The organism is Peribacillus sp. NJ11, from assembly GCF_030348405.1.
Classification (GTDB): Bacteria; Bacillota; Bacilli; order Bacillales; family DSM-1321; genus Peribacillus.
Window position 1 is genome coordinate 749976 of sequence record NZ_JAUCFO010000001.1, and the last position, 26466, is coordinate 776441.

At 40.7% G+C, this 26466-nt stretch carries 17 protein-coding genes; 1 reads left to right on the forward strand and 16 read right to left on the reverse strand.

Translation table 11 applies throughout. From position 1 onward, the window contains the following. Positions 1-349 precede the first annotated feature (349 nt). The 7 genes from essA to QUF86_RS03690 all read right to left on the reverse strand — a co-directional run bounded on the left by essA (position 350) and on the right by QUF86_RS03690 (position 11917). A complete protein-coding gene (gene essA / locus QUF86_RS03660; RefSeq protein WP_289333642.1) occupies positions 350-832 on the reverse strand; it encodes a type VII secretion protein EssA in 483 nt (160 codons plus the stop codon). Then, positions 819-3746, reverse strand: coding sequence for a type VII secretion protein EsaA (esaA, locus tag QUF86_RS03665; RefSeq protein WP_289333643.1), 2928 nt, complete (start codon positions 3744-3746; stop codon positions 819-821). Before esaA ends, essA begins: the two co-directional genes overlap by 14 nt. Further along, positions 3739-8220 (reverse strand): type VII secretion protein EssC, encoded by a 4482-nt coding sequence (essC, locus tag QUF86_RS03670; RefSeq protein ID WP_289333644.1) that lies wholly within the window; start codon positions 8218-8220, stop codon positions 3739-3741. Before essC ends, esaA begins: the two co-directional genes overlap by 8 nt. 30 nt (positions 8221-8250) lie before the next feature. Further along, positions 8251-9594: a type VII secretion protein EssB gene (gene essB / locus QUF86_RS03675; protein WP_289333645.1), complete on the reverse strand. Its 1344-nt coding sequence runs from the start codon at positions 9592-9594 to the stop codon at positions 8251-8253. A gap of 71 nt (positions 9595-9665) precedes the next feature. Beyond that, positions 9666-9905 (reverse strand): ESX secretion system protein YukD, encoded by a 240-nt coding sequence (gene yukD / locus QUF86_RS03680; RefSeq protein ID WP_289318832.1) that lies wholly within the window; start codon positions 9903-9905, stop codon positions 9666-9668. Positions 9906-10000: 95 nt separating this feature from the next. Beyond that, the gene (locus tag QUF86_RS03685) at positions 10001-10291 is read right to left on the reverse strand and encodes a WXG100 family type VII secretion target (RefSeq protein WP_034306171.1); all 291 of its coding nucleotides are present in this window, start codon (positions 10289-10291) and stop codon (positions 10001-10003) included. 711 nt (positions 10292-11002) lie between these two features. After that, positions 11003-11917 (reverse strand): nucleoside hydrolase, encoded by a 915-nt coding sequence (locus tag QUF86_RS03690; protein ID WP_289333646.1) that lies wholly within the window; start codon positions 11915-11917, stop codon positions 11003-11005. Between the two features lie 361 nt (positions 11918-12278). Between QUF86_RS03690 and QUF86_RS03695 the strand changes: the two genes are divergently transcribed. Then, positions 12279-12461, forward strand: coding sequence for a hypothetical protein (locus QUF86_RS03695; protein ID WP_289318811.1), 183 nt, complete (start codon positions 12279-12281; stop codon positions 12459-12461). Between the two features lie 1045 nt (positions 12462-13506). Here the strand turns inward: QUF86_RS03695 and cuyA are convergent. From cuyA to QUF86_RS03740, 9 genes are all read right to left on the reverse strand, one after another. Next, on the reverse strand, positions 13507-14502 hold the full coding sequence (gene cuyA, locus QUF86_RS03700; RefSeq protein WP_289333647.1) for a D-cysteate sulfo-lyase: 996 nt from the start codon (positions 14500-14502) through the stop codon (positions 13507-13509). Between the two features lie 93 nt (positions 14503-14595). Further along, positions 14596-14973 (reverse strand): RidA family protein, encoded by a 378-nt coding sequence (locus QUF86_RS03705; protein ID WP_289318809.1) that lies wholly within the window; start codon positions 14971-14973, stop codon positions 14596-14598. Between the two features lie 93 nt (positions 14974-15066). Then, on the reverse strand, positions 15067-16545 hold the full coding sequence (locus QUF86_RS03710; protein ID WP_289333648.1) for an amino acid permease: 1479 nt from the start codon (positions 16543-16545) through the stop codon (positions 15067-15069). Between the two features lie 211 nt (positions 16546-16756). Next, entirely contained in the window at positions 16757-18202 is a 1446-nt protein-coding gene (locus QUF86_RS03715; protein WP_289333649.1) for a sigma-54 interaction domain-containing protein, read from the reverse strand. A gap of 63 nt (positions 18203-18265) precedes the next feature. Continuing rightward, positions 18266-19441, reverse strand: coding sequence for a MalY/PatB family protein (locus tag QUF86_RS03720; RefSeq protein ID WP_289333650.1), 1176 nt, complete (start codon positions 19439-19441; stop codon positions 18266-18268). Positions 19442-19682: 241 nt separating this feature from the next. Then, complete coding sequence (locus QUF86_RS03725; protein ID WP_289333651.1) at positions 19683-21095, reverse strand: MBL fold metallo-hydrolase; 1413 nt, start codon at positions 21093-21095, stop codon at positions 19683-19685. 58 nt (positions 21096-21153) lie between these two features. Then, the gene (locus QUF86_RS03730) at positions 21154-22362 is read right to left on the reverse strand and encodes an FAD/NAD(P)-binding oxidoreductase (protein WP_289333652.1); all 1209 of its coding nucleotides are present in this window, start codon (positions 22360-22362) and stop codon (positions 21154-21156) included. A gap of 661 nt (positions 22363-23023) precedes the next feature. Then, positions 23024-24751: a glycine betaine ABC transporter substrate-binding protein gene (locus tag QUF86_RS03735; RefSeq protein ID WP_289318803.1), complete on the reverse strand. Its 1728-nt coding sequence runs from the start codon at positions 24749-24751 to the stop codon at positions 23024-23026. A gap of 4 nt (positions 24752-24755) precedes the next feature. Continuing rightward, on the reverse strand, positions 24756-25961 hold the full coding sequence (locus QUF86_RS03740; protein WP_192207592.1) for a quaternary amine ABC transporter ATP-binding protein: 1206 nt from the start codon (positions 25959-25961) through the stop codon (positions 24756-24758). Positions 25962-26466 lie beyond the last annotated feature (505 nt).

Here is a 26466-nt window from a genome sequence, read left to right on the forward strand (position 1 = left end):
AAAAATATTAATGCTGCTTAATGTTATCATAACTTGTTCAAATAACACGAAGAAGGATGCACCAATATATTGGCGCATCCTTTCCATTTCCCGCTCGCTCATCAGGGCAATAGAGCTACGATCATCTGGAATGCATTCTTAAGGAATTAAAAATGAACCAACTTCCTTTCTTTCTTAATTATGCTAAAATGGATGCAATCCACTCAAAGATATAAGAGGTACTGATCATGTATAAAAGATTCTTCATTTTGATTTTCGCAGTTGCCCTTCTTTTAGGGCTTCTTAAAACGATTATGGATATGTAGCAAAAAAGCCCAATTCCTGACATATGCCAGAAATCGGGCTTTTTTCATTTTCGTTTAACCTCACCATTCAGCTTCCCCATTTTCGGAATAAGGATAAAAAACAAACAACCGACCAAAAGTGCCAAAACAATTCCGAGCAATATCGTCAGGTCAAAATTAAGGGTAGGCTCCGTTTCTTCTTCACTTCTCGTTCGAATGCTGACTTCCGAGAATAATCCAAGCTGTTCTGCTTTTGAAGCGATGGTATTATTTTGATTCTCCGTTATCGGAGACAGAAACAGTGAGTCCTTCACCGAGTCAATGACATCATATTTACCTCTTTCAAAAGTAAGGTCTTTTAGTTCTTCAGGCAGTTCTTGCTTCTGTTCCAACAATCCTTCCTCATGGAAATACTCCGTTTGAATATCAATATCCTTTTCTTGATACTCATTGGGCTCCACCATGGGTTCCTCTTCTGCCCCGGCATGCGCTGTATAGCTAAAGAACAGGATGAACAAGACTGGCATTACGAATTTACTCCACTTCATGGGCCATTTCTCTTCTTTCTGTCAGACGCTTCACTATATATGGAATGACCGTTCCGATAAGCGTCAGTACAATCAAGATGATGATAGCCGGAATGAATGCAGACTGATTACCGAATTGAATGGACATGTATACGTCTGCAACCGGGTGTTCAACATTGAAATTCGGCATGATTAAATCCAATAATGGAATGGTAAAGAAACTGATCAAACCAATCACAAGGATAGCACCGACAAACGGACCAATTGAGAAGGCAAGTCGTGTAAGCGCTGAACAGAAGAATAAAAGCAGGACAGTGAAAACAGTCCATTTAATCTCCTGCATATCTCCCAGTGGGTAAATCTTCAAACCATATATGCTGATTATTAAACCTACGATCAGATTCAATAAGGTAAACAAGGCCGCATGGACCATCATTGGAATGGTTTCATAATGATGCATGAAGAAACCGATCAATAACCCAGAAATGAGTATGATCACCAACATGACGATTGGCGGGATATTAACCTTTTCCTGATGAAGGACTTCACCGCTTATTTGAACGGGATTCGCTAAATATTCATACACATACCCGTTCTGCTGATCATCGACCAGAGTGTTATTCAAGACACTATATACGTCTGTCTTGATTTTTACGGTTGAGTCTACATTTTGGGACCAATTATCATTAAGCTGATCGGCCCTTTCCTGTACGGACCCCACTTTCGCTTGCAGGTCTGCTGTATCCTTCGTAACCGTGTCTTGTCGTTCCGCTACAGAGTTGACAAGGTCGGAAATGAGGCCGACAGTTGTTGCCGTATTGTCTTGAAGTGATACAAACATTTCGCCATCAAGGTTTACTGGCGGTTCCGTCTCTAATTCAGGAGCTTCCATATGATCTGACAAATTGGCAGACACTCCTTGAGCCCTTTCGGTAATTGCCGCTAATTCAGCTAAAGTTGCTTTCTGCCCTGATTCGACGTTTGCATCATATTCCTGCATATAACCCATAATGGAGTCGGAGAACATTCCAAAGTCTTCATTGACTCCCGCTAAACTCGCCTTGACGAGCTTTGCTTCTTCATCTACGTTTCCGGAAACCCCATTTTTCAAGTTTTCCAATTCTTTTATATTGGCTGCAAATACCTTATCTACATTTGCTTCCGTGACTCTTTCAGCCAATTCACCATAAGATGAGAGCGAACCGTAATAGGCAAGGAGGGTAGTTGAATCCCGGTTAGTGATAGGATTATCAAAGGCCTTCACCAACATTGCCCGCCTTTCTCCCCCCACTTTTTCAAGGAGTGACTGTTCGAGATTCTTGATCTCTGCGATGGCCTCGTCGATTGTCATACTCTGGATGTCCTGTAATTTTTGAATATCTTCCTGTGACTTTTTCCATTGGTCACCTAAATCCTTATAATTCGTGCCGAGTTCATTATAATCAGTCTGTAATTGCGTAAACTGAGCGAGCAGATCACTATATGAATCTACCAGTGTATTAAACTCCGTAATCACTTGATTATAATTTCCCGTTCTGCCGTTCACCGTGCCGCTAAGATTATTGATTTCTGCTTGGAGCTCTGCTGTAAGAATGTTGATTTGTTCGGCAGTTCCTTCACTTCCCTCTGCCGGCACCAAACTTTCAAGTGCCGTGTTGATGCCATTTATTTGATCCAGTAGTACCTGGAGTGATAGTTCATCAATCGGATCCTTCTTTGAAGGAGCAGCATCCGATTCACCTTTACCCGTTTCCGTTTCAATTTCTTCTATAGAGGTCGTTTCTTCATCGATAATTTCCCCATCACCAGAGCTGCTTGCAAGATTTCCCCTTTGCATTAGTAAAGTGGATTGAAGGTTATCAAGACCCCCCTCTTCAGATTGTTTCAATTGTTCAATCGAGCTTTGTTGATCTTGGGTGATTTTCGTGATTTGTTCTACTTGTTTGTCTTTCATGCTTGTTGAAAACTGTTCCAATTCATTATTACTAGAATCAAGTTTCTGCTGCATGATTCCAACATTCTCACTAATGCCTTTGTCATTAAGACTGAATTTCGTATTCATCCCTTGCTGAATCTCTGGTACAGATTGGTTCCCTTCATTCAACACCTTGTCATATGATTGAATACTCTCCTTGACAAGCTGCTGATTTTGGGTCGATGCCTTCTCAAAAAGGTTACTTTGAGCTTTTTGATACTCCTCAAAAGAAACAACATCCTTCACAAAGGAAGCCATTTGGGCCTTAGTGTCCCCAATTTCACCCATTGTTTCAGTACTCGTTTTCCCTGCATCCTTCGTCTGGGCAAAGACTCCTTCAAGCATGTCCTTATGCTGCTTGATTTCGCCAGCAAGGCTTTCCGAGCTTGGAGTATAAAACTCATACATCGTGTTTTGAAAAGCGATTTCTTTAGCTAGGACATTATCGAACTTCTTACGAATGTCCTCGACTGATTGGGAAACATAGCTCCAATACTGTGTGGAAATATGCTTATTCATTTTGCTCTTTGTCTTCTCTAATTCCTTTTGTACCTTTTCCATATTCTCTGCATTCAAACTAGGTTGTACCTTGTATTTCATCCCCGCCTTGACAGGCTGTTCATCATCGAACGTATAAATATTCTCTGAAAAATCGGATGGAAAATATATAACTGCATCATACTTTTCATTTGCAAGTCCACTTTCCGCCGTACTTCTATTAACCACAAACCACTCATATTCAGAATCCTTGTCCAATGTAGTAACAAGCTCTGAGCCCATGTAAATGGGTTTTTTGTTAAATTCAGTGCCATTATCTTCATTTACAATGGCGATTTCACGAGAAGCCGTTTCTGTCTTTTTCATTGGATTTTGGCCAATATAGGAAAAAAACAAGATTGGCAGCGCTAAGATCACCAGTATTTTACCGATTAATAGCATCGGTTTTATTTTTTCAGACACTCTCTTGCACTCTCCTTCTTTCTTCACTTAGTGGAATTTGGATTTTACTCTCCTGGCCATTCAGCACAAAGTATCCGTAACCCGGCTGTATTTCTTCTTCTTTTCTGGAATAGGAGAGGGTGTACAAGCTTTGGTCCGATTTTTTAAGAAGCAAAACAGCCTGTCTGACTTGTTTCAGTTCGGTTGTCAACGAATCATACCCCTTGGTGAAGTCGTTGGCATTTCCAGCGACAATCAAACTAAACCCGAGATGGCTGTACAGTTTCATCAAACCACTGATCCTATCCTGAATCCTGCCGTCGATCGTTTGTTGGATTCTTGAAATGCTATCTATGACAAACATGATCGTTGGGAATTCCAGTTGCTTCATCGGTTTCATTTCCAATGCCTCTAGATAACGTCGTTCACGTTCTTCAAATATTCCAGTGATATGATCAAGCCATTCGGTTATCTGATCTTTTGTTTCCACATAGCGTACCTTCTCCTCTAACGCATATGAAGATAGGCCACGATCAACTCCGTCAAATAAACCAATTTCCCCTATCGTCTGTGTAAGCAACGATTCCAAGAGCACTTTAAGGACATTCGTTTTCCCTTTACGTGACTGTCCTACGACAAGCAGGAATGGATTGGAATTCAACTCCACGAAAACAGGTGTAACGCTTTCCTCTGAAAGCCCAATTGGAATGGAATCCTTCTTAATGGCTTGTGAGCAGTAACTCTTGAAGCTGCTGGAATCAAGACGTGTCGGTAACATCGGAATCGCCGGCGGTTTGGCTATTTCCTTATATTTAACCTTATGTTCTGCCACCGCTTGTTTCATTTCTTCCAAAACGGCTATATCATCCGCTCCATCGGCTGGTAAATAAACCTGCGTGAGATAGGTCTGGTCCTTTTTCACCAACGCCCTACCCGGAACAGGTTCATTTTCATAAAGGGTCCTCCCCAAAACTGAATATTGCTCCGAACTGTCCATTAAGTAATGGACGACCTTTGTCTTAAGACTATTCATTAACGGCTGGCGAATCGCATTGATTCTCGTTGCCGTTAATATCATGAATATTCCAAGTGATTGTCCATCACGTGCAAACTGAACGAATTGCGCTTCCTGGTCTTGCATCTCATCCTTCACTAAGTCAAAATTGTCGACCACGATATAAATAATCGGCAATTTATCTTCCACTAATGCATTATAAAGCTTTATGTTACTAAGCTCCTTTTCTGAAAAAAGCTGCTTACGCCTTTCCATCTCCAACTTCATGAATAACATGAATTTTTCAATTTTCCTTAACTCATCGAACCTAAAGTATTCCCCAGTATGAGGCAACTGGCGTATTGGCAGTAAAGCGCTATTCCCGAAATCAAAAATATAATAATGCAGTTCTTCAGGACTGAATTGATCTGCAAAACTAAAGAGAAGTGTCAAAACGGTGGTTGACTTGCCGTATCCGGAAGAACCAAAAACCCCAACATTCCCATCTTCAATCCAGTTATAGACATAATTTGTCTGGCTCTGCAATTCGGGCTCATCCTTCATTCCTAGGTGGAATTGATTGCTCGCCAAGCTTCTTTCAGTGTTTCTCGATAAACGATCTGAAAGAGGCGGTAGCCATGGGCTTGCCAACTTCTTAATCTCCATTTCTTCCTGTGTCGCCACAATTCGATCCGCCACGGCTTCAATTTCACTAATCTTTTCTTTCCTCTTATTATTGATCTGTTCCGATACATTTGAGATTTGAACAAGACCGAGGTCTGTGACAAGTGCCACTTCATCCTCAGATCCAACCGTATCCTCTAAATAGGGTGCACCGCTCCATGCAGACTGGAACAATTCATAAACCTCGTTATTTCCCACCTGCAAATATCCCCGTCCGGTGACAGTAATATTTGCCGCATCGCTATTTTTAAGAATTTCCTTACTATCATTGGCATCCTGCACTTTTAAGGAAATTTTAAAACGGGCATTACTCCAAATCTGGTTATCGATAACACCGCCAGGCTTTTGTGTAGCAAGAATTAAATGAACACCCAGGCTCCGTCCAATTCTTGCCGTACTCACTAATTCCCTGATGAAATCGGGTTCTTCGTTTTTAAGTTCCGCAAACTCATCTGATATCAAAAATAAATGCGGTAACGGTTCATCCGCTTTGCCTTCTTTGTATAAATCCGTGTAATCGTTGATATGGTTGACTTCATATCGATCAAACATGCGCTGACGTTTCTTCAATTCACTATTAATGGAGGCCAGTGCCCTGGCACTGAAGTTCTTGCTTCCTTCGATATTCGTAATGACTCCCAGCAGATGCGGAATCTGTCTGAATGGCTGTGCCATTCCCCCACCTTTATAATCAATGAGCAAAAAGGCAACTTCATGCGGATGATAATGAACGGCTAATGATAGGATGTAAGTTTGCAGTAATTCACTTTTCCCCGATCCTGTCGTCCCAGCAACCAATCCATGGGGGCCATGCGCCTTTTCATGCAAGTTCAATTCAACCCTATCCGTTTTCCCCTTCAATCCAATGGGTACTGCCAGGGATTTGGAAGACTGATTGGTCTGCCAGTTTTGGCTGATAGGCAGATCTTCCACTTCACGAGCTTTCAATAACTCCAGAAATGAAACCGTTTCTGGTATTGAATTGTTCATCCCCTTTTGATGATCCAGTGAACGCAGCGTACGTGCATAACGCTCATTGCCTTCTTTTGTATGTGTATCAAGTGTAAAAGGAGTATGAACAGCCTTCGTTTGTTGGATGAGAATCTCACCATCGCGATCATTTATATACTTAACAAGCGTATGGACATTTTCCGTCAAACTCTCTTTTGCATCCGCAGCAAAAATCGTCGAGATACCTAAATCTTCTGTTTTACCCTCTAAATATTCCAATATGACATGCTCTGCAATTAAATTGCGATCCGTGACAATAAAGACAAAATGGGAAGTGAATCTTACTTTCCCTTTGTTCTCATCCAAATCTCTTTCCCTCAATAGCTGATAAATCGAAGTAAGTAGCTGGTCGCGTGATTGCTCATTGTATATAAGGCCTTTTGCATAGGCATGCGGCAATTGAAAATGAGGGAGCCATTTCATCCATTCCCATTCTTGGTAATCCTTTTCCGGAAAAATGGCCACAAATCGTACATCATGATAACTATGAAAAAAGGCCAGTTGCCCAATCAATTGTTGCAACTCACGTTTAACAATCGATTCCTTTCCGACCAGACCCATCGATCCGCTTGATAAATCAATGGATAACGGAAGATCATCCAGGTTTTTGTATACCTCCACAAGTTCCTGCGACTGCTCAAGTAAATCATCTATATCACGATTGGACATATCGTTACTATTTACCGACACCTCATAACTTGATGGTATGGCCGCCGTTCCTATCTTAAAGTGGAGAGCGTCTTCACTATCCAATGTTCGCTCCCAAATACGGTCGCTGATACTATCGGTCAGATGCTTCATCCTTTCAAAAGAAGGGTAATGATACAACAGCACATTCTTTTGCCTTTCAGACAGCTCTTGCAGTTCTTCCCTCTTCTGCTCTAGATACCTGGTATACACACGTTGACGTTTTTCTTCTCTGAATTTTTGCTTCTTTTTGTCTTTAAAGTATTGTACCGTCGAGGTAACTAAAGTCGTTGTGAACATCACGATCGATATGATGATGAAAATGCCCCGAGGTTGAATGATCGTGATGACCCCCATGACAATAAGCATCATTAACGGTGGCATAAGGATTAGCCATAAACCTCTATTATTATCTTCCGATTCTTGGCTCGGAAATGATATCGTCACTTTCTCATCCGGTAATTCATAGATCATCCTTGGTGTACGGCGATATTGTGGATAGCTTTTCTTCATTTCAGAGATCGGCTTCTTCATTTTAGATAAAGATGTTTCATAACTCTCGGCACTATGAATCATCAATAAGTCGCCTTCAATCAACCTCAGCACCATATTTGGCCAGCAAATCAGATCGCCATTTTGAACGGGAACAGCCTTCGTTACCTTTTCACCATTCAGGAAAATCCTGCTATTTTCCTTTGGCACGAGAAGCCATTGCCCTTTATGAAGCACAAAGGAAAAGCCATTGCCGGAAACGGATCCTTCTTTACGGAAAGTCGCTCCCAGCTTGGCTGATATAGTGATTTCTTTCAAATTGCCAATATAATAGAGGCTTTCTTCCAATTCCCCTGCCGTATAAAAAATCTCGATCGTTTCTTCTCCTTCATGAAAGGTGAAGCTTTGAAACGGCTTTACATCACCAAGCTTCTTTTCCTCTCTAAACACCTCAAACCCATCAAGCCCATCTTGCTTTCTCAGCTTGATAGGTCCGTGTTCAAAGGGAATGGAATAGACGGTGATCGTATCCTGCTTTGATGGGCCAATCGTGATCGGACCTATATGATCATCCTTGATCGTGAAGGACTGATAGGTCTCCTTAGAATAAATCCATAATAAACTCATTAAATCTCACCTCCGCAAAAGGCCAAATGCTCACTCTTTGCTTTTCTCTTTTTCTTCAGATGATTTTTTCGAGGAATCCTTACTTTCTTCTTTTTCTCCAGAAGCAGGCTCCTTTTCCTCTACTTCTTTTACAGCAGGTTTTGCTTCCGCTTCACCTTGATCATTGGACTCTGTTGAAGGCTGGTTTTGATCTTGCTGTTCCTCCATTTGCTTTTGCAATTCCTTTATTTCCTTTTCATATTGGGACAACTCTGTATCGATTTCTTTAATTTGCGTTTCCTTTTCTTCCCCTGAAAGGTTATCGTCTAGCTTAATCTGTTCTTTCTGATTTAACAGACCATATGTAATCAATTCGCGATCCTCCATGATTCTCGCCAAATCGATCGCGTCCTCGTTCATGCCCCTGCCTATATAAATCCAATATAGAAGATACTGACTATCCGTTTGCAAAGTGATTGCATTTTCTACATTCTTCTTCCTGACATCATCTAACGGCTCATAAGTGACATAGGCCATAGCCAGTTCATATTGAACGACATACGGCATATTTTTTGGATCGTAGTTTTCCAAACGGTCAATGACTTCACTGTATTTTTGTTTTAAGAAGCTTTCACCGCTTTCTACATATGCCTCCTGCCTAGGTTGGGAGAAGAATAGTGTGTAAATCGTAAACAACAGCAGTGGCACTAGAACGATCATCGTACCCCAAAGTGTATAACGGCCCGTTTTCCATTTCTTTTCAGGTATATGTACAAATGCTTTTTCTTCCTTCTCTAAAGCTTCTATCCGGTTTTGAATGACCATGGAAAGTTCATCCCAAGTCCCCGATGCCAATATACTTTGTGATTCGTTCGATAGTTTTAGTGTTTTATGGTAAAGCAAATACTCTTCGAATGTATACTGCCCATCCACAAGTGCAGAAATCGTTGCCTTCGTTTCTTTAAATAGCTCATCTTGATTATGTTCATAAGGAGGCAAACTGTCTTTTACACCATAATGCAGGAAATATGGGGCCAAGCTTGAATCAAAAACGATATTTTCTGGACAGACGACTAGTTGCAGCCGAGTCAATTCATGATTTCTGATTTTCTTCACGATTTGATAGGACGATACCCATCGACCTATCAGATTTTTATCTTTAGCTTTGGAAAAAACAAAAAAAGAGGCTGGTGGATTTACTCTGATCTGCACCTCGTCCTCTGTCACTTCTATATGTTTCTGGAGAGCATCATCGGCTTCATGAATAAGCTGTAATTCCAATGGATCTTGCATCGACAGTTTTGCCCGTTGGAAAACGAACGAATCCCCATTATCACCCTTCACAATTGCAGCTTCTGTTTTTTTCTCCAGATATGAAGATTTTTTCTCATCCATTCTATGTACTCCTTTACCCCTGCTAAAAGGGCTTTAGACTTTATTCCTATAACGAGCCCACACTTAATCCATTAGAGGATCTCAAGGCGGTCCCCCGTCGTAATTCCGCTATCAAGCAGGGTATCATAACCTGAACATACAAACTCCTTATTCTGGACCCGCACCCAATAGCCATCTTTAGGTGCACTGGCAATATCCTTTACCTGCCATACAATTTCCACAACCTTCTTGATGGATCGGTAATTCGACACTTGCAAGTCAAATACTTCCCCTGTGTACCTGTTTAAATCGATCGTAAGTTGAATATATATGGAAACCACCTCTTTAAAAGCAAAAAAGCACCACGATCTTCATTAAGAGTCGCGGCGCTTTTTCCTAGAAAATTCTTTATCTCTTTGACTATTGATTATCCGCGAATTTGACTAGCAATCTGATTATCTGTGTCTTCAAGGATTTGAGCTGATTTATTCAATTGTTGAGAAACTTCATTCAACAAACGAGCCATATCCATGAATGAAGGCTTCAATTCTTCGTACTGCCCGACGAAAGCCTCACTGGAAGAACCTTCCCAAATACCAGTTAAATGATCTCTCATTCTATCTAAACGACCAATCATATCCGTTACCTGTTGGCTTTCATTATCATATTGCCTAGCTACATCTTTCAGTTCTGAAGGTGTTACGCGAATTTGTGACATAGAAAAACTCCTCCTTATATCTTATATAGTACATTTTAATGGAACCATACATTTTCTGCCATATAAATAAGTGCAAAGTCGAAAAATGGTAAATTATGATTATGTAAAAAAACCTATATATGGCATTATGAAAGTCTATGTACCTGTTTTCCCAAGTAATTAAACCTTTTTTTGAATTAATTTTAAATATTTTACTTTTCATGGCAAAAAAAGTTCTTTATACCCAATTTTCCTGATCCATTACTCAAATATATGATTTTCATCGGTGACTTTAGACTCTTTTCCATTAAACATTAATCAAACGTTTGATTAATGTTCGAAATATCCAGCGTTTCCATACAGTTTGTCTTATAATTGAACGATTTTCCAAACCATTCAAAAAGGACATCCGAATGGACAGAGGTCCTTTTTACAAAGCAAATACAATATTTTTTGGCCTGCCCCGGTTTTTTCGGCCTACCTCCAACCTATCAGCGTATCTCCGCTTTTTCCGTATCTCCAACTTTTTTCGCCTATCTCCAATTATTTCGAACTCCTACTTACTGCAGCTATGCTTTCGCAGCAGGAGTACGTCAAATAGCGTGAATCGAATTCAACAGAAACAGGCCATCTCTTCCCAAAGGTTTTTGGAAAAGTGATAGCCTTTATACCTTATACCTAATTTCAATTACGTTGCTTAGGCAATGAAAGTCTCATCAAATGATCAAGCCCTCATATAACCCGTTCCAAAAAGTGTTTCACAAACCGATCACTTTCCACTTTCGTACAGACACGGATTCCAGGTTCGCTATCCTGTTGACCGATTGTCCTGCCTGTTTCTTCACCCCCGGTCACCACCTTGACGTTCATCCATTCTGTACTCACAAAACTTGAATCAATCGCAACCCCGACAGCAAGCGGATCGTGAAGGGCACAACCGCCTAAACCTGGATGGGAGTTTTCATATGCTTTCATATAATAATCGGTCATTTCCGCTAAAAATTTTGCGCTTTCCTTCCCAGTGGCACGCCACTCATCGAGCTCCGATTTCAGTAGGTATGTTTGCAGTGTCACATCAAGCCCCACTAGGGTGATAGGCAGCCCTGAAGCAAATACCTGATCAGCTGCCTCAGGATCTGATATTATGTTCGCTTCAGCATAGGGCGTTACATTTCCTGGTACGTTTACGGCACCGCCCATAATAACGACCTCTTTTACCAAGGACATGATCGTTGGGGCTTTTTTAATTGCCAATGCGATGTTAGTCAGTGGTCCAACTGCAATAATCGTAATTTCATGCGGTCGGCTTTTCACTTGATCGATAATGAAGTCTACTGCATTTCCTTGTGATGCCTTGATAGTTGGTTCAAACTGAAGGGTATTTCCTAACCCGTCTTCCCCATGAACATGCTTGGGATATTTCTTCTTCTCTCCGCGGATCAATGTTTGGGCTGCTCCTTCAAAGACCGGAATGCGCTTATTTAATTTCTCCAAAACGGCAAGTGTATTGCGGGTCGATTCAACAACGGGCACGTTACCAAAGCAAGTGGTGAATCCGAGCACTTCCAATTCTGGGGAATTTAAAGCATATGCCATCGCCATGGCATCATCAATTCCAGTATCAACATCGAATATGATTGGTTTCAATATTTCCACACCTTCCAAAATCACTTTTCGAGAGCTCTTTCAATGCCTCTCTTTTCTTTTTCTTATGTATCATGAAACACTGTTTTCCAACTGAATTTTAACATTCAATTATAGGCACTTCCACAGAAAGTTAGGAATACTCATAATTTGCAAACAAATTACAATGCCCGCTGGTTCTTGTATCTACCAGTAAAAATAGTTGACCGCTCATAAATATCAATGATATAAAAAGTGAAAAGAAGAAGTTGTATCTTAGTAGCGCCCTAATTCCTTTTCAACTTGTTCAATGCTATTGCGTCTACTCCAAAGGTAGTTATGAATGCATGCGTTACGAATTTATGATATCCAAGGTGGAAAAAGGATGAAAATGTTTAAGTTGATTGTAGATGATCCTTCTGCGTATAAAAAGGGAACAAAATTCTTTTTAATATCACATTCAGAATTCATAGGTGTGAAAAGTTATGTATTACTGGCTGAAGATTTGAAAGGAAAGATCGAAGTAACGGAAGAGGAATTAAGGAGTAAGTTCGTTTCCATACATTGAACTTCAGTTTTAAAACCCCAGCTGTCCATTAAAACTGAAAAAACGCGGGAATTTCAGTTTGACTGAATAAACTAATATGGGTCTTCGCCTAAGGGATTGGCTCTTACGCACCTGTTAAGGCAGGGAAGCTATGAATACTTATTTTTAATAGCTGAATATGGAAAATCTTCAAACGGACAGAATGGTCAAAAGAATTTTTAAATCGCCATAAGATAAACCCATATCATCGCTTCTCATATTATTTATCCATAGGTTCAAAAGAATAAATCTATTGCTGTAGGGTCTAGCGGTCCACTGTTATGAGATGAACTTGTAAATGATTACAATTAGATGTTGATGACGGTTAATGGCCATTATTTTGGAATAGAACAGCAAGTTAAATAAAAAGCAACAGGGAACGATGTCATTCTAATGCTTGTCATTTATCAATTACTGGATGAGACTTTTAGAATTTGATGAAAAGAAAATAACAACTGTTTTTCCGTATGTGATCTCCATTTGTTGATAAAATGCCAAACAAGGAAAAAACGTATATCGATTATATATTTTTAACAGCTGAATATAATTTTAAAAAAAGGATATCTCACATATACTTTAAAAAGCCCCATTGGTTAAGCTGTAAGCCGCTTAGCAAAATGGAGCTTTTCTTTTGGAAGACGATGGGATTGAACCAGCGACTTAAAACTGAATATATGGAAGGAAAGGACATGTACATTATGGTGAATGTTTTCTTAAAAACCATGATTCTAATGAGCCGGAAATTTTCGTCCAGCTCATTTTTGACGAATGCAAAAAAACAAACCTCATTTAATAGTCTAATTACAGGATAATTTTCATCATATTCTATCCCACAGCAGGAGAAAGCATTTTTCAAGTCTATTCCAAATCAGATGAAGTTCATTCATCAACTATTTGGTATGGCTGCATGAGACTGATTCTAAATACCTCTTTCAAATAAAGGCATCTTAGAACCAGAACCGGATATTTACTGGGCCTTCTATTTTATTTTTTTTGATTCACACTATCGCCATATAATAATCAGATTTCAATAAAAGAGAGAAGTATTCGCGTATAGCGATGAAGCACCACCAGAGTGAACAAATAGGATGTTATCCTCCGGCTTAAAGGTGCCTTTTTGGATTAAATCAATGAGTCCCGCTGCCGCTTTACCCGTATAAACCGGATCCAACAAAATCCCTTCTGTTCTTGCCATTAGCTTGACTGCTTCCACCATTTCAGATGTAGGCAGAGCATAACCCGGTCCGACATACTCATCAAAACATGTAACAGCCTCACGAGGGATTGAATTTGGAATGCCGACGTGTGCTGAAGTTTCTTTAACAAGTTGAAAAACTTTCTCTTCTTGTTCAACTTTTCCTCTACTTACATTTATTCCAATTACCGAGATTCCACTTTGATTTCCATGAAATCCGGTCACCAAACCAGCATGCATTCCCCCACTGCCACTTACACAAATGACTGCTTTCATATCGATTCCTTGATTAAATGACTGTGCCAAAATCTCCTGAGCGCAAGCAACATATCCTGTTGCGCCAATCACATTGGATCCCCCGACTGGTATTACGTAAGGTCGATTTCCTTTCTCCGTTACCTCATTAGCTACTTTCTGCATTTCTTGCATTAAGTCCGCTCCATTAGGCACAACTTTGATATTTTCAGCGCCCAATAAATGATAGAGAAAATAGTTACCGTTAAAATCCGGCTCTGAATTTTTTGAAAGTCCCTCTTCCAACACCAGGATGCACTTCATTTTCTCTTTAACCGCAGCAGCTAGTGTCAAGCGGCAATGATTTGATTGAATGCCTCCACATGTAATCAACGTATCCGCGCCTTTTTCCAACGCATCGGCAACAAGGAATTCCAGTTTTCTTGTTTTATTTCCCCCAGCCGTCAGACCAAGCATATCATCTCGTTTAACATAAATGGATGGGCCCCCAAGAACTTCAGAAAAATGATCTAATTTCTCAATAGGTGTATATGTTGGTGTATATCGTTGTCTGGGGAATTGTGCTAAATTCATATTAAATCTCCTCCATATTTCTCTGTTTAAGACTAACCATATGTACATAAAAGAAAAGAGAATATCATTCTAACATTCTCTTTTCTTTTATTATTAAATCATAGCAATGGCTTCGATTTCAATAAAGGCATCTTTAGGTAAACGAGCAACTTCAATCGCACTTCTTGCCGGATAATTATCAGAGAAAAACTCTTCATATACATGATTCATCACGGCAAAGTGATTCATATCGCTTAAAAAAACCGTTGTTTTTATTACCTGCTGTAAGCTTGCTCCCGCCGCTTCTATAACATTCTTAAGATTCTCCAATGACATCCTTGTTTGCTCCTCAATATTATCAGGCATTTCTCCAGTTTCAGGATCAATTGGGAGCTGCCCTGAAGTGTACACTATATTTCCTGCCTTAATACCTTGTGAATAAGGACCGATAGCCTTGGGGGCTGCTTTTGTCATGATTGCTTCTTTTATCATATAAACCACCTCTTGTTTTTTGTAATCCCGTTAAAACGGAATTCAATTTAAAATCCCTCTGAATACAACGCTTACATTCCACAACCTTCCCACTTATTCTTTGCGCTCAAAATCACACTCCATTAGCGGCACCATTTTTGTTTTCTTAATGATTTTATAACCCAACCAGAGAAGCAAGAAAATAGGAAGACCAATGTACGTAGCCAGTATTTCCGCCCAGCCAATCTGATGTCCGAAAAAAAGAGTCTGTCCAAAAATGAAAACCACAAAAAATAACAGTGTGATAACCGGGCCCAGAGGGTACCATTTGGCCTTAAACGGCAATTCATTTAGATCTCGACCTTGGGCTACATATGCTTTACGGAAGCGGTAATGACTAGCGGCAATCCCGAACCATTTGATAAATCCGGTAAGGGCTGAAGCGTTTATCAGCCAAATAAAAACGGCACCATTTCCAAAAAGGGAAGCTAAAAAAGAGACTAGTCCTATAATTGCTGTTGTACAGAGGGCCAACATGGGAATTCCCTTCCGGTTAAGGCGTGCAAAGATTCGTGGTGCCTTTCCTTCTTTTGCTAGAGCCCATAGCATGCGTGAAGAAGCATACATTGCTGAATTTGCTGCTGATAATACAGATGTAAGAAGCACGGCATTCATTACAGAAGCGGCAAATGCCAACCCGGCTTTCTCAAGAACAAGCGTAAAGGGGCTGATAGATACGTTTTCAACGCCGGATTTAAGCAGGTTTGGATCCGTATAAGGGATAATCAAACCGATAACAAAAATCGTCATTACGTAGAAAATAAGGATTCGCCAGAAGATTGACCTAATCGCTTTGGGTACGTTTTTCGATGGATTTTCGGTTTCACCGGCAGCCGTCGCAATCACCTCAGTTCCCTGGAACGAAAAGCCGGCGATGAGCACTACACTAAAGATAGATATAAGCCCGCCATGGAAAGGAGCATCCCCTTGGGTAAAGTTACTGAATCCGACCTCATGTCCTCCCATAATTCCAAAAATCATGGCAACCCCTATAACGAGAAACACGATGATCGAGATGACCTTAATACCAGCAAACCAGTATTCACTTTCCCCATAAGCCTTGACTGATAAAATATTTAAGAGTATCAACAAACCCAGAAATAATGCGCTCCACAAGATAGAAGGTGCGTCTGGAAACCAATACTTCATAATAAGAGTAGAGGCCACCAAATCTGCAGGAACCGTTATCGCGGTCGTATACCAATAGTTCCAACCTAACGCAAAGCCTAACGCAGGATCAATATACTTTGAGGCATAGATGTCAAAGGCCCCCGGAACCGGTAAGAAGGCCGATAGCTCTCCTAAACTATTCATTACAAAATAGACCATGATACCGACCAGAATGAATGCAGCAAGCGCTCCTCCCGGCCCCGCAGTGCTAATCGTCGATCCGCTGGATACAAACAATCCAGTTCCAATAGCGCCACCAATAGCCATCATCGTTAAATGTCTGGATTTAAGCTTCCTTTGTAATGATGCTTTTGGATTTCGCTCTTCTAGGGTGTTGCTTATCTCTGCTTCTAATTTCCCCATAGTGTCCCCCTGTTTACTCATAGTTCCAATACAATTGGCATGCAGGCTCATCTTGTTGTTCTTTTGAAAAATCTCTTTATTGAGATATTTTTATAATTTTCGGTCAACTCATAAAATACCTCTACCTTCAGTTTTTGTCTTCACTCCTATCAAATTCAGTCGAGAAAATGCTATAAGCACTCTCCCGCATTCTTGAGTGAAATAGATGAAGTTAACATAATTTATACTTTTCCAACTTGCGATAAAGAGTAGACAGGCTAATCTTTAGTTCCCGGGCAATTTGTTCTTTATCATCTCGATATTTTTCAGCCAGGAAAAAGCTCTGGATTATGTCTTTTTCATATTCTGAAATCATTTGTTCTAAACTTAATCCACTACACTCAAAAGAGAGAGGATCCTGTTGAAAGAGATAGTCAGGTAAATCATGGAAGCCCGCAATATCTGATTCGGCCATATTGACCATATATTCTACAGCGTTTTCCAACTGCCGTATATTCCCCGGCCAATCATAGCGTATGAGCCATCGCTCCAGCATGGGGTCAAGTCTCAATGGGTACCTTTGCATGATCTTACAATGTTTATGCATGAAATGTTCAAGATACAAAGCGATATCATCACGTCGCTCTCGCAAGGGTTTGGTATGGAGAGGGATGACATTGAGACGATAATATAAATCCTCGCGAAAAGTGCCGTTTCGCACCATTTCCTCCAAGTTTTGATGAGTGGCTGCAATCACCCGTACATTAATCTCAATTGCTTTTTTTCCTCCGATTCTTTCAATCTCTCTTTCTTGTAAAACCCGTAATAACTTTGGCTGCAAGAAAAGCGGCATATCTCCAATTTCATCAAGAAAGATGGTTCCGTTGTGCGCTAATTCGAATTTTCCCATTTTCCCATTCCGACTTGAGCCGGTAAATGATCCGCCCTCATAACCAAACAACTCACTTTCCAACAAGCTCTCAGGTATGGCAGCGCAATTAACTGCTACAAATGAATGCATCCGGCGCTTGCTTTCAAAATGAATCGCTTTGGCTAATAATTCCTTCCCCGTACCGCTATCTCCCCTAATCAGGACAGTGGATGGGCTGTTTATAATCCGTCTTGCTTTTTTAATAACATCTTGAAGCCCGGAATCTTTACCAAGAATATTTTCAAAAGTAATAGATTTCGGGGGGATCGGGATATCTTCTTGAATTTTGCAACCCGGTTCTTTACCAGGTTCCAGCATTGCTAATTTATTGACTAACAATGTACTAACATTGCGTAAAAACTGTATCAGATTCTCTGATTCTAAAATCATTTTCTCCTTTTGTTCATGGGAAAAACCAATCATGCCGATGACGCCAACCGGTTTGTCTTGCTTTACAATAGGAAACCCGATGGTAGCTAGTTCTTTGCATTGATTTACGAATTTACAACTCCTACACTGCGACTCATCTCTTTTCACATCGTAAACCACTCCAGGCTCCCCTGTTTCCAATATCATTCTGAAAAAGGAGCCTTCCGGAGCAGTTTTGCCAATGAGATCTTTATAGTAGCCGGTTCCGCTAATGCGAACGCCCTTTTCATCAAGCACGGTTATATCCAGACCAAGGATTCCTGCTGTGTTCTCAGCGTAATCTTGAATAAACTGCTGTATGCCGATAAAGCCTGCCATATTATCCTCCTCTGCTATAGCGCTATATGAAATAATAAAATAATTTTATTATAGAATAAATTTCTACGCTTTGCACAAAGAGGAAACAGCTTTTTCTATGCCACCCAAGGCGTTTTTCAACATCGAACGCGGGCAAGCGATATTAAGTCGCATAAACCCTTCTCCTTCCATACCGAAAATGTGCCCTTCATTCATTGCAACCCTTGCTCGGCGCAACATAAATTGATCCATTTCTTCAACTCCCAATTCCCGGCAATCAAGCCATACAAGGTATGAGCCTTCAGGCTGAATGACTTTGATTTGCGGGATGTTTTTGCTGAAGTAACTCAGAGTGAACTCCAAATTCCCCTGCAAATATTCAAGGAGCTGATCCAGCCATTCTTCTCCGTAGCGGTATGCAGCCTCTAACGCAACAACACCAAATATGTTCGGCGAACCAATGGATAATGCATTAAGTTCTCGATCATACCTTTCACGCAGCTGCTGGTTTGGAATAATGATACTTGACGTCTGTACACCCATCAGGTTAAAAGTTTTGCTTGGCGCAATGCAGGTAAGAGAATGATTCGCAAACTCTTCTGAAATAGAGGCAAAAGGAATGTGTGTATGTGTCTTATAAACAAAGTCAAAATGAATTTCATCTGCCACAACGAGAATGTTATGCTTCATACAAATCTGTCCCAATCTCGTCAATTCTTCTCTGCTCCATACCCTTCCGATTGGGTTATGAGGACTACACAGAATCAACATTTTTACCGTTGAATCTATCTTTGCCTCTAGATCATCGAAATCTATGGAATAACTCCCATTTTCAAGCTTAAGCGGGTTGTTTACGATTTCACGGCCGTTCGCTTGGATCACACGGGCAAAATGATGGTATACAGGCGGTTGGATAATAATTTTGTCCCCTGTCTGCGTGAAGGACTGAATCGCCAACGATAGGGCTGGAATCACACCTGGGCTGTGGGTAATCCATTCTTTCTCAACGGACCATCGATGTCTTCTTTTTAGCCAACCAACAATGGATTCCATATACGAGTCAGGCCTAAGCATATAGCCATATACACCGTGCTCCACACGTTGTTTTAATGCTTCGATGACAGGTTGTGGAGACTGAAAATCCATATCGGCCACCCACATCGGAATAACATCCTTTACTCCAAAATGATTTTCAAGATCATCCCACTTTTCGCAGGCTGTACCCTGTCGACGGATTTCTTGGTCAAAATTATATTTCATCGAGTATCTCTCCTTCTCATGTTTGCTTGTGTATCCTGACTTTTATATAAGCAATTGTCATGCCAACTCATTTCTCTTTAAAAATCTCCTTATTTTCATAGAATATCTTGTTTGAAGTCCCTAATAACACGGTCATTTTTTAAAAAACGTTTCATCCTAAGCATTAGCACTTTTGCAATCTTAGGAAATTTTTTCGCATGGATGATAAAATTAAGAGATTTTCATTAAGATCTGCGGTGGGTCACAACTTCTTCTGTTTTCTCCATTCCTCATAACCGCCTACAAGGCTTTGTACTTCTTTAAAACCATGAACTTGTAGAAGGCTTGCAGCGATGGCTGATCTTCCTCCTGTTTTGCAATAAACCAAAATTGGTTTATCATGTGGAAGTTTATGTGCTTGTTCTTGTAAATGACCCAGCATGACATGATTAGCTTTTGGAATATGGCCTTCCTTCCATTCAGCCATGCTTCGGACATCAAGCACATATATGCTTTCTGTTTGAATTGCGTCACCTATCTTACCCATAGTCAATTCTTCATATTTCATAACGCGTGAATCAGATTCGCCAGCGTGCTCAATGATATATGGATCCATTGTTGCAATGACGCGATCCAATCCAATGGACTGGAGATCTTTTACAATATCTGCAACATCTGCATTGCTTGCTAGAAGATATATAGGCAAGTCATAATCCAAGAGCCATCCCGCCCACGTTACAAATGATTTGTTATATGGGATATTAATTACGCCTCGTATATGCTTGGTGGCAAATTCACAGGCTGGACGCGTATCTAAGACAATTCCCTGTTCCGTCCATTCCTGCACAATATCTATTGAATCCTCCATTGTAAGTGGTGCTGCTATCCCTCGAATTTGTTGCGCTCCCTCTTTATTCAACCGCTTCATCTTTGAAAAATAAGGGGGTGCCTCAGGCTGTCCAGCCAATAGCGCTTCCATAAAGCGATCCTCATTATCATATTGCAGTGCCCAATTTGTCCGTTTTTCATAGCCGATGGTTGACGACGGGATTGCACCTAGCGCTTTTCCACAAGCACTGCCCGCTCCATGCCCCGGCCATACTTGCAGATAGTCAGGAAGGTTTTTAAACTGCTGTAAAGACCGATACATCATGCCTGCCATTTTTTCCGAAGACCCGTGCACCCCTGCTGTTTTTTCTAATAAGTCGGGCCGTCCAACATCACCGACAAATACAAAATCCCCGGTAAATATACCGAGTGGATCCTTGGTAGATGCACCCCCATCTGTTACGAGCAGCGATATATGTTCAGGTGTGTGTCCTGGTGTATGTACCACCTCAAAATTGATATTTCCAATGGCAAATACATCTCCATTTTTCAGAAAGCGGTGTTCATACCCAGTTGCGTACTCATATTTCCAGTCCGGCCCTCCTTCATCAGACAAATACAATGTGGTATCAAGCCTTGAAGCCAGCTCCTGTGAACCAGACAAAAAATCGGCATGGATGTGTGTTTCCGTTACTCCCACGATCCTCACACCATGTGCTCTTGCAGTTTTTATGTAAGGTTCTATATTACGTGAGGGATCAACAATGATTGCTTCGCCGGTAGCCTGACATCCCACAAGGTATGAAGCTTGAGCCAGTTTCTCATCATAAAAATACTTTAATAGCATAAATCCTTCTCCTTTCAAGCACCTCGGATACTTTGTTTTGTTATGGCTATCAATGTTATTACATCATTCCTTTAAGCATCCCGTTCCAATACATAACGGGAAGCAAGTTCTTCTTCAATAAATACATACTGAACCTCTCACGGGATTGATCGATTGGAAAGGTTTCTTGCGGCTGTAAATCATAATTGAATTCAGCCAGTATAAGCCGCCCATATCCAGTAACAAGCGGACATGATGTATAGCCGTCATATTTATGAACCATAAGTTTGTCACGCATCCGATGAAGCAAATTTTGCACAAGCACGGGCGCTTGTTTGCGAATCGCAGCCCCCGTTTTTGACGTAGGCAGGTTTGTGCAATCCCCTATGCCAAATACATTGTCATAGTGTTGATGCTGAAGCGTATATTTGTCCACATTCAGCCACCCATTACTTGCCGCGAGCGAACTATTCTTGATAATATCAGGGGCGCTCATCGGTGGTACCACATGTATCATGTCATAATTCATATTCACGCGCTCTTCTGTGTTCAGGTTTTCAAATGTCGCTCGCTTCTTGTCACCATCAATTTCAACAAGATGATGCATAAAATATGTCTCTATTTCTTTTCGTTCAATTATCTTATTTAGTGCTTGTTCATATTTTTTCACATTGAATATGGATGGGCTACCAGAAACAAAAATAACCGAAGATTGCTGGCGAACTCCTGATTTTCTGAAATAGTCTTCTGCTATATACATAATTTTTTGAGGAGCCCCACCGCATTTTACCGGCGTGTTGGGATTGGTGAAAATGGAAGTCCCCCCCTTGAAGTTTCTGATCGCCTCCCAGGTGCTATCAACATAATCATAAGAGTAATTACTACATACCCCATTCTTTCCTATACTCTCTTTTAAACCTTTGATTTTATGCCAGTCAATTTGAATCCCGGCTGCGACAACTAGATATTCGTAGTGCAGTTTCTTTCCGGATGCTGTTACAACAACATTTTCATCGGGCTCAAATGTGGAAACCGCATCCTGTACCCACACGGCTCCGTTCGGAATAACGGATGCTTCCTCCCTTTGTGTCACAGTTTTGTCAGCTTCGCCAGCTCCTACAAGTGTCCATAATGGCTGATAATAATGTTTCGTGGCAGGGTCAATGATGGCAATGTTTCCGCTCAGAGTACGTGATTCACGCAAGAGACGAGCTGCGACCGTAATTCCGGCACTGCCACCTCCTACAATCAAAATTTTGTAATGTGTATCATTCTTCAGCTTTGCCATTCTAAGCACCTCATTTCCATTTTATAAAGTAGCTCACCAATCTAACGCTTCAGCATTAATGATTAGGATGTAAATGGCTACCAACTTTTACTCACTATTTTATACAGCAAAAACCATGCCAACTTATTTCTCCTGTAAAACGGCTTGGTTTACATACCCCACACTTTATAAATTCTCAATTTTGCTACCATTCCTATTAAAAAGACTTTCTCATCAAGCTTGAAGCCTTCTTAGGAATAGGAATTATTTTTGCACCTGTAATAAAATCAACTTGTATAAAATGGTTCTTTAACAGATCGGTTAACAAGAATTTTTATTTCCGGCTCGTTTAACTGAAATAGGATCATAAACAATGGTAATGTGTTACTTCTGATGAAAGAAAAAAATCGCCCTCAATTTATTTAGGCGATTTAACGTTACTGGTATTATAGAATTTAAAACTGGATGTATACTGTCGTCCTTTAAACCAAATCGCTCACGAAACTGACGATACGACTAACCCTCATCCAACATCAAACGATTGACTTCTCATATTAATTCTTTGCCCCTTTTTTGCCATAGAAAAATCCCCTCCCAGGTTAAACTGTTAAGAACATTTTTATCATGCTCTCTTTTTCCTCAGTCTACCTGTAGGGGATAATACAAAATTGCCTCGTTTTTCTTATTTTAAGTCTTCAATCGAATCAATATCGACGTAATCCGGTACGACCAGACCAAGCTTTGTTCCTTTTAAGTTTGGTCCAAGGTCAACCATATCATCTTTATACTTATTATAGTATTCAAGATGTGTTCCCGGGAGCCATGCAGCCACCATTGCGTCCGCACTTCCGTTTGCTACGCCGGCAAACATTGGCCCCACTTCAACCTGACTTAATGTTACATCATAGCCATTCTGCTCAAGTACCTTGCCAATCACATTTGTACTGGCAATTTCAGTGTCCCAAGCAACATAAACCAGTTTGATTTTTTCACCATTTCCTGATTTAGCACCTTTGGTCCATTCTGTTACTTTGTCCTGATTTTCGCTTATCCATTTTTCTGCTGCTTCTGAAGGAGACATACCTTCAGTAACTTTGACCATTACATCTTCCATATCTTTAGTATCCCAGAAGAATTGATCAAGAATTTTATAAGCGCCAGGGGCATCTTGCTCGAGGCCTTTTCTGGCAATCGAATTAATATTTTCAGCCTTGCCGAAGGATTCGTTCGGATCTTCGAGATATTTCAAGTCATATGTCGAGAACATCCAATGCGGTGACCATCCAGTAACGACGATCGGTTCTTTTTTATCAATTGCTTTTTTCAATTCTGCAACCATCGCTGCCGATGACCCTTCAACCACGTTCCAATCATCCAGCTTATAATCATCTATAGCCGTTTTAGTCAACTTCATTATTCCTGCTCCAGGTTCAATTCCGATGATTTCATAATCGGCTTTGGCAGCTAGACTGTTTTCATCCCCGTTCCCAGCCGTATCTTTTGTAAAAGCACTGAATAGTGCAGTACATACAACGAGTATCGCCAATATTGTAAAAATGATTTTTCTGCTAATGATATGCTCGTAAGCTGGCTTACGTAGGTTTTGCGTGATACGATCGAGAATGATTGCAATGATTACGATGGATAAACCTGCTTCAAATCCTTGCCCAACATTTATTTGGCTGACAGCCCGGTAGACATCCGCCCCAAGTCCGGGTGCTCCAACCAATGAAGCTGTAACTACCATGGATAGTGCCAGCATGATACTTTGGTTAACTCCTGCCATTATCGTTGGAGTAGCCAATGGTATTTGTACCTTGAATAACTTTTGGCTGCTGGTTGAACCAAAAGCATCCGATGCTTCGATCAGATCATTAGGCACTTCTTGAATCCCAAGATTGGTCATACGGATTGTCGGTGCGATTGCGAAAATGAATGACGCAATGATCCCCGGCACTACCCCTATTCCAAAGAATAAGATCGAAGGAATCAAATAAACGAATGCAGGCATTGTTTGCATGAAGTCCAAGATCGGGGTAACAATCTTACGCACAGTGTTATTTTGGGCACACCATATTCCGATCGGTATCCCGATCACTATCGTTAAGACTCCTGACAATATAACGATTGCCAGTGTTTGGATGCTTGATTCCCAATAACCAAGATTATCGATCAATAGTAAGCTAATGAATGTAAATATCCCTAAGGGCCATCTGCTTGTATAGGTAACCAGAAGGGTTAGGACTATAATTAACACGATGGAAGGTCCAGCACTCATTACATCGACCAGGATATCCAGTAGTCCCTCGATCACATTCGTAATAAGTGTAAATAATCCAGCAAATACAATAGTTATCCAATCCACTAAAGAATCGACCCAAGCTCCTAGTGGGATTTTCGGCATATTCATTGAATTATTCACTCTCCATTTCATTCAAGGAATCTTTATTTCCGGCCAAAGCACCGATAACGGCACCGCGAAGCAGAATTCCTTTAATTCTATTCTGATCATCGATGACTGAGATTGGCAAACTTGAAGTCGCCATCACATCCATGAGGTTTCCAAGTAATTCATCCTCTTTTACAGTGGGGATATCGGTTGACATCACTTCAGATATTGATTGGTTATTGCTCATTGCCTGACGAGCCTGTTCAGCAGTCACGGCCCCCAATAACTTCTGCTTTCTATCCACAACAAAAATGCTGGAATACCCTTGTTTGCGCATGATTTCCAAGGCAACCCTCGGACCTCTGTCCACCGCGATCTTCTCTGGTCGTATCATCACATGAGATGCTGTCAATACTTTTGATAGATCAACATCTTCCACAAACTTCTCGACGAATTCATTGGCTGGATTCATCATGATTTGTTCAGGGGTTCCCAATTGAATGACACTGCCATCTTTCATAAGGGCAATTCTATCCCCGATTCTTAATGCTTCATCAAGATCATGGGTAATGAAAATGATCGTTTTTTTGTACTGATCTTGGATTTGAATCAGTTCATCCTGCATATCCTTACGAATCAATGGATCAAGGGCACTGAAGGCTTCATCCATCAATAGGATATCCGTATCACTTGCGAGTGCCCGGGCTAACCCAACCCTTTGCTGCATACCACCACTAAGCTGTGATGGCAGCTGATTTTCGTAGCCTTTCAATCCAACGGCCTCAAGAGCCTTCATCGCATTTTCATGACGTTTTGCTGGATCAACTTTTTGTATTTCGAGCCCAAATTCAGCGTTTTCCAATATCGTTTTATGCGGAAATAAAGCAAAGTTCTGAAAGACCATGCTTATTTTCTTTTGTCTGACTTCCCTTAATCTGGCAGCGTTCATCTTCACGATATCTTCATCATCAATTAAGATTTCACCCAAAGTGGGATCGATCAAACGATTGAACATGCGGATCAAAGTGGATTTCCCGCTTCCTGATAGGCCCATGATGACAAAAATCTCTCCGGGATAAATCTCGAAATTAACATTATTCACTCCGACCGTTTGTCCCGTTTCTTTCAAGATTTCTTTTTTCGTCTTGCCTTGCTTCAATAAGTCTGTTGCTGCTTTTGGAGATTTGCCAAAAATTTTCGAGACATTTCTGACTTCTACATACGGCTTCATCAAGTCACCTCATTCTAATAGTTGCCCATATGATATTCAGTTTTGCTGAATTCCCCCGTTTTATGCGAGTGATGATTATTAATCCACAAGTATCTTGAAATAACCGACATTAACATATTCTACCCCATTACTTTTTCTTCAAAAAAGCGGAAGTGACACTTATTCAGTGGCACAGGGCATAACGTGCATAGAAAAATAATCTATATTTTTATTATTCCCAAGAAGTACTTCTTTACTTGGATTATATTATGTGTGATAAATTGAGCATTTCAAGTAGGAAAAAAGAGGTACAATCACAACTGAGGAAACTAGCAGGCACAACATATACCAACTGTAATATAAACGATTTCCACTTAGAGTTTTGTCCAGATGGTGGACTTACGACTACCCTCTAAAGTACTTCATTTCCTTAACCAGGTGGAATGATACTTGCAGTGCAGTATAACACCAAAACGCATAGAAATATGATTATGGGATTCCCAATGTGTCTAATTGAGCTTTGCAG